This is a genomic window from Micromonospora echinofusca (assembly GCF_017614955.1).
GTDB classification, from domain to species: Bacteria; Actinomycetota; Actinomycetes; order Mycobacteriales; family Micromonosporaceae; genus Micromonospora; species Micromonospora echinofusca_A.
On sequence record NZ_WVUH01000397.1, the window covers coordinates 1 to 6,018 of the forward strand.

Genomic DNA, 6,018 nt, shown 5'->3' on the forward strand with positions numbered 1-6,018 from the left:
GGTCGGGCAGGGCCAGCAGTTGGGTACCGGCCACGTAGCCGGACTCGTGATAGAAGTTGCCGGGCCGGATCAGTGCGTCCTCGACCGCGAGACCGGCGCCCTCCAGGGCGGCCCGGTAGCCGTCCATCCGGGCCCGGCTGCACATGAGCTGCGGCGGGCCGGCGATGAAGCCGATCCGGCGGTGGCCGAGGCCGATCAGGTACTGGTTGGCGCCCAGGCTGCCCGCCCAGTTGGTGGCGCCGATGGTCGGCGCCTGCTGGGGGGCCACCCCGGCGGGGTCGACGATGACCACCGGGAGGTTGAGCCGGCGCAGTTCGGCCTGCAACGGCGGCGCCACCATCGAGGTCACGAAGATGACCCCCTCGGTGGAGCGGGCGCGCATGTTGTCGAGCCACTGCTTGGCCGAGGAGGTACGCCGGTGGATGGCCGACACGACGGTGCCGACCCCGCTGCCGTGCGCGACGTCCTCCACCCCCCGGATGATCTCCACCGCCCAGGGGCTGTCCAGGTCGTTGAAGACCAGGTCGATCAGGGCGGAGTGGGGTGTCCGGCTGGACGACCGGCGGCGGTACCCGTGTTCGGTGAGCAGTTCCTCGACGCGCTCCCGGGTCTGCGGGGCGACGTCGGAGCGGCCGTTGATGACCCGGGAGACCGTGGGCACGGAAACGCCGGCCAGGCGCGCGATCATCGCGATGGTGACGTTTCGACCACTGTCGGAGCCCACGGTCCGCCCTTTCGTCTTCTCCTGGTGCCTACGGTCGCAGAAGGCTACCGCAGCAGATCCCCGTCACCCCTTGACGCTGCCGGCCAGACCGCCGACGAGCTGCCGTTCGGCGATCGCGTAGAAGCCCAGGGCCGGGAGCATGGACAGCACCACGTAGGCGAGGACCCGGGCCGTGTCGTCGGCGTACTGACCCTGGAATGCCTGGACCCCGACGGGCAGGGTCCACCAGCTCTGGTCGGTGAACACGACCAGCGGGAGCATGAAGTTGTTCCAGCTGGTCACGATGGCCAGTACCGAGACGGTGGCCAGGGCGGGGCGGGCCATCGGGAGCAGGACCCGCCAGAAGAACCCGAACGGGGTGCAGCCGTCCAGGATCGCCGCCTCCTCGACCTCACCGGGGATGGTACGGAAGAACTGGCGCAGGATGATGATGGTGATCGGCAGCCCGAAGGCCGCCTGGGGCAGGATCACCCCGAGCGGGTTGTCCAGCAGGCCCATGCCGCGCAGCAGGACAAACAGCGGCAGGATGGCCACCGCGAACGGGAACATCAGCCCCACCGCGAACAGGGTGAACAGCGTCTCCCGGCCCCGGAACGCGAAGCGGGCGAAGACGAACGCGGCCAGCGCCGCCGCACCGACCATGAGCAGCGTGCCGGACACCGCGATCAGGACGCTGTTGCCGAGCTGCCGCCAGAACACCCCGGTGGTGAGGATGCCGGTGTAGTTCCCGGGTACCCAGGGGTCGGGCCAGCCGAGCGGGTTGGTGGAGAGCTGGCCGTTGTCCTTGAAGCCGCCGAGCACCCCGAACCAGACCGGTACGACGATGAGCGCGCCGACCGCGAGGCAGACGAGGTGCAGAACGAGGCGGCGGGCCCGCGCCCGCTTCGCCGTACCGGTCATCGCTGGACCCCCTGGCTGGTGAGCGCGCCCTCGGTGTCCCGGCGCAGCACGACACGCTGGTAGAACAGGGCGAAGACGAGGCTGAGGGCGAACATCACGATGCTGATCGCGCTGGCGTAGCCGACCTCGAAGCGCCGGAAGCCGTACTGGTACATGGTCACGGCCATGGTCTCCGAGGCGTGGATCGGGCCGCCGCCGGTGAGTACCCAGACCATGTCGAAGAGCTGGATGGTGCCGATGACCGACAGGAACACACTGATCCGGATGGTCGGCCCGAGTAGGGGCAGGGTGACGTACCGGAAGGTCTGCCAGGCACCGGCCCCGTCGGTGGTGGCCGCCTCGGACAGTTCCTTCGGGATGCCCTGCCGGGCGGCCAGGAAGAGGATCATGTAGAGGCCGAAGTACTTCCAGGAGACCACCAGGAAGACGGCGAACAGCACGGTGTCCGGGTCGGCGAAGACCGCGCCGGCATCGGCGCCCAGCCACCGGGAGATCGTGCCGCCCAGGCCCCGGTTCGGGGAGAACACCAGGGTGAACAGGACCGCCGTGGTGACCTCGGAGAGCACGTACGGGGCGAAGAAGACCAGCCGGTAGACGCTCCGGCCGCGGAGCGGCTGGTTGAGCAGCATGGCCAGACCCAGTGCGGCGGGTAGTTGGATCACCAGGGACAGCACGATCAGGACGAGGGCCCGCCACAGGTCGCCCCGGAAGGTCGGGTCGGCGAAGGCCCGGGTGTAGTTGTCCAGCCCGACGAAGTTCTCCGGCAGACCGAAGCCGTTCCACTTGTACAGGCTGGCGTAGCTGGCCACCACGATCGGGGCGATGACCAGCAGCAGGAACAGCGCCAGGGCCGGGGTGAGGAAGGCGACCAGGGTGCCCCGGCGGCCCGGCCGGGGCCGGCGGCCACGGCGGCCCGTGGTGGCCGGCCCCGCCGCTGCCGGGGTGGTCGGCGTCTGGAGGGTGGTCATGGCTACTGGCTCTTCGCCACCGCGCTGATGTCCTTGACGATCTGCGCGGGGGTCTTGGTCCCGGCGATCAGCTCGGCCACGCTGTCGTTGACCTGCTGACCGACGGCGGGCGGGTACGCCTGGTCGAGGTAGAGCTGGAAGCCGGTGGCGCTGGCCAGGCTCTCCGCGACGACCTTGTTGTTGGGGTCGGAGATGGCCGGAGCGGCCTCCCGGACGGTCGGCAGTACCGCACCGGTCTGGGCGGCCTTGCGCTGGTTGTCGGCGCTGAGCAGGGTCTTGAGGAAGTCGACGGTCGCCGTCGGGGCGTCCTTGCCGACGGCGAAGCCGTTGCCCCCGCCGAAGACCTCCGAGGCGACGCCCTTGCCGCCGTCGACGGCCGGGAACGGGAAGAAGCCGAGCTTGTCGCCGATCCCCTTCTTGCCGGTGGAACTCGACGCCTGCACCGACGGGGCCCACTGGCCCATCAGTTCCATGGCCGCGCCGCCGTTGCCCATGGTGGCGGCCTGCCCGTCCGGCGAGCTGTAGTCCGCGCCGAGGAAACCCTTCTGGAACGGTTGCAGGTCGACCAGTTCCTTGAGCCGTTCACCGGCGGCGACGAAGTCGGGGGTGTCGAAGTTCTTGTCCTTGGCGGCCTGTTGCAGGGCGCCGAGTCCGCCGATCCGCATGGCCAGGTACGCCCAGTAGAAGTGGGCCGGCCACTTCTCCTTGCCGGCCAGTGCGATGGGGACCGTGCCGGCGGCCTTGAGCTTGCGGACGACGTCGAGGACGCCGGCCCAGGTGGTCGGGGTGGTGGTGATGCCGGCCTTGGCGAAGAGGTCCTTGTTGTACCAGAATCCGACCATGCCGACGTCGAACGGGACGCCGTAGATCCGGCCGTCGATGGTGAACGGCTGCATGGCGGCGGGCAGCAGCCCACCGATCCAGGGTTGCACGTCGTCGGTGAGGTCCTTGACCAGGCCCGCGTCCACCTGCTGCCGGAGTACGCCGCCGCCCCAGGACTGGAACAGGTCGGGCGGGGAGCCGGCCTGGGTGGCGGTGGTCAGCTTGGTCTTGAACGCCTCGTTCTCCAGGGGCTGGATGTCGACGGTGACCCCGGTGTGGGCGCCCTGGTACTCCTGCGCGACCGCCGCCCAGACCGGCAGCATCGGTTCGGTGTTCTGGATGTGCCACCAGTTGATGGTCTGCGGGCCGTCCGGCTCGTCGGACCCCCCGTCGCTACAGGCGCTGAGCAGATAGGCGCCGGCACCGGCGCCGACGAGGCCGAGCAGCGATCTGCGGGAGAGGTGCGCTGTCATGATCCATCCCTTCGGGGGACTCACGAGGTGCTCGGATGCCGATCGGGTCGGCAGGGGTTCACCCGGTTATCTTCGGAACTTCCGGTGCTTCAGCGGTATTACCAATTGATGGTCGGCACGCTACGGCGTAGTTTCCGACCGGGTCAAGGGGTCTGTCCTATCGTGACGTTGCCCGCTACCGTGGTGGGTACTTCCCGAGCTTCCGGTAGACCGTCCGGAAGTTTCCCGAAAGCCACACCAGAGGAGCCGACGTGTCGACCGAGACCGCTGACGTGGCGACCACAGCCCGCTCGATCCACAACCCCGTCCTCACCGGGTTCCACCCGGACCCGTCGATCCTGCGGGTCGGCGACGACTACTACCTGGCCACCTCGACCTTCGAGTGGTACCCGGGGGTCCGCGTGCACCACTCGCGGGACCTGGTGCACTGGCGGGCGCTGGGCGGGATCATCACCGAGCGCCGCCTGCTCGACCTGCGCGGCTGCGGCGACTCCAACGGGGTGTGGGCGCCCGACCTGACCTACGTCGACGGTCAGTTCCTTCTCGTGTACAGCGACGTGGCCAGCTTCGCCAGCGGGTACTGGGATCCGCAGAACTACCTGGTCACCGCGCCCGACATCACCGGCCCCTGGTCGGAACCGGTGAAACTGCACGGGCGGGGGTTCGATGCCTCGCTGTTCCACGACGACGACGGCAGCACCTGGATGCTGAGCATGAGCGCGGACTGGCGCCCCGGTCGGGACCGCTTCGGCGGCATCGAGATCCAGCGCTACGACCGGGCCGCCCGGCGGCTGGTCGGCCGACCCCGGCTGCTGTTCACCGGCACCACGGCCGGGCTCACCGAGGGGCCGCACCTGTACCGCCACGACGGCTGGTACTGGCTGATCACCGCCGAGGGGGGCACCAGTTGGGAGCACCAGGTCACGGTGGCGCGCTCCCGTGAGCTGTTCGGGCCGTACGAGGTGGACCCGGCCGGGCCGCTGCTGACCTCGGTCGGTCGGCCGGACCTGCGGTTGCAGAAGGCCGGCCACGGCAGCCTTGTGTGCACCCCGCACGGCGACTGGTACCTCGCCCACCTGGTCGGTCGGCCGTACACCCCGCTGGGCAACTGCGTGCTGGGCCGGGAGACCGCGATCCAGCGGGTCGAGTGGCCGGCGGGCGGTTGGCCCCGCATCCCCGGCGGGGTACCGGCGGACGAGGTCACGGTGACCGGCCTGCCCGCGCACCCCTGGCCGGCCGAACCCGCCACCGACCACTTCGACGGGGCCGAGCTGGCCCCGTGCTGGTCCACGCTACGGCGACCGGCCACCCCGGACTGGGTCGACCTGCGGACCCGGCCGTCCCATCTGCGGATCCACGGTGGACAGTCACCGGTGGGTCGGCAGACACCGAGCCTGATCGCCCGGCGGGTCGGCGCGACACACTGCTCGCTGGAGACGGTGGTCGAGTTCGACCCGGTCGACCACCGCCAACTGGCCGGGATCACCGCCTACTACAACACCCTCAACTGGCACCACCTGTACCTGACCCGGTCCGACGACGGGCGGGTCGTGCTGGAACTGCTCAGCTCCGACAGCGGCCGACGCACCCCTTACCCGGAACTGACCGTCGACGCCACCGGCGTCACCCGGGTCGGCCTGCGGGCGGAGTTCGACGGGCCCGCCGTACGGTTCGGGTACGACCTGGGCGGCGGGTGGCGGCGGCTCCCGGTGGAGCTGGACGCGACCATCCTGTCCGACGAGCACGCCGCGCTGATCATCGACGGGGAGCCCGCCGCATGGGGGTTCACCGGGGCGTTCCTCGGCCTCTGGGTGCAGGACCTCGGTGGCGACGGCGGCTTCGCCGACTTCGACCTGGCCACCTACCGGGAGCACTGACCTTCCCGGGCCGGGCCGGGTGCCCCGGGCTGCCGGGTGACCCTGCCCGCGCCGCTTTGCTCTGCTTCACCGACGGCAACACCGGGGACGGGAAACCGTTTCCTCCGCTGAAGCAGAGCAAAGGGCGCGGAGCGCCCGCGTCACGGCCGCCGCGGTGGTCGGCGGAGCACCCGCGTCACGACCCGCCCCGGTGGTCGGCGGAGCACCCGCGTCACGACCCGCCCCGGTGGTCGGCGGACCGCTCCCACCCGGGC

The 6,018-nt window shown here is 70.4% G+C and carries 5 protein-coding genes; 1 reads left to right on the forward strand and 4 read right to left on the reverse strand.

From position 1 onward, the window contains the following. From GSF22_RS29370 to GSF22_RS29385, 4 genes are all read right to left on the reverse strand, one after another. Window positions 1-688: LacI family DNA-binding transcriptional regulator (locus tag GSF22_RS29370; RefSeq protein WP_208817164.1), on the reverse strand; the 688-nt coding region annotated here is incomplete at its 3' end. Window positions 689-787: 99 nt separating this feature from the next. Beyond that, window positions 788-1,624 carry a carbohydrate ABC transporter permease gene (locus GSF22_RS29375; RefSeq protein ID WP_208817165.1) on the reverse strand — a complete coding sequence of 279 codons (837 nt, stop codon included), beginning with the start codon at window positions 1,622-1,624 and terminating at the stop codon, window positions 788-790. Then, window positions 1,621-2,592, reverse strand: a complete 972-nt coding sequence (locus GSF22_RS29380) for a carbohydrate ABC transporter permease (RefSeq protein ID WP_208817166.1) — start codon at window positions 2,590-2,592, stop codon at window positions 1,621-1,623. The genes GSF22_RS29375 and GSF22_RS29380 overlap by 4 nt, the downstream gene beginning before the upstream one ends. Before the next feature lie 2 nt (window positions 2,593-2,594). Next, on the reverse strand, window positions 2,595-3,887 hold the full coding sequence (locus tag GSF22_RS29385; protein ID WP_208817167.1) for an extracellular solute-binding protein: 1,293 nt from the start codon (window positions 3,885-3,887) through the stop codon (window positions 2,595-2,597). A 251-nt stretch (window positions 3,888-4,138) separates the two neighbouring features. Here GSF22_RS29385 and GSF22_RS29390 point away from each other — a divergent pair, with 251 nt between their 5' ends. Next, window positions 4,139-5,764, forward strand: a complete 1,626-nt coding sequence (locus GSF22_RS29390; protein WP_208817168.1) for a glycoside hydrolase family 43 protein — start codon at window positions 4,139-4,141, stop codon at window positions 5,762-5,764. Window positions 5,765-6,018 lie beyond the last annotated feature (254 nt).

What these genes read in the sequence shown, in the direction of transcription:
- GSF22_RS29375 (WP_208817165.1), bottom strand. Translation starts at nt 1,624, where the DNA reads ATGACCGGTACGGCGAAGCGGGCGCGGGCCCGCCGCCTCGTTCTGCAC.
- GSF22_RS29380 (WP_208817166.1), bottom strand. Translation starts at nt 2,592, where the DNA reads ATGACCACCCTCCAGACGCCGACCACCCCGGCAGCGGCGGGGCCGGCC.
- GSF22_RS29385 (WP_208817167.1), bottom strand. Translation starts at nt 3,887, where the DNA reads ATGACAGCGCACCTCTCCCGCAGATCGCTGCTCGGCCTCGTCGGCGCC.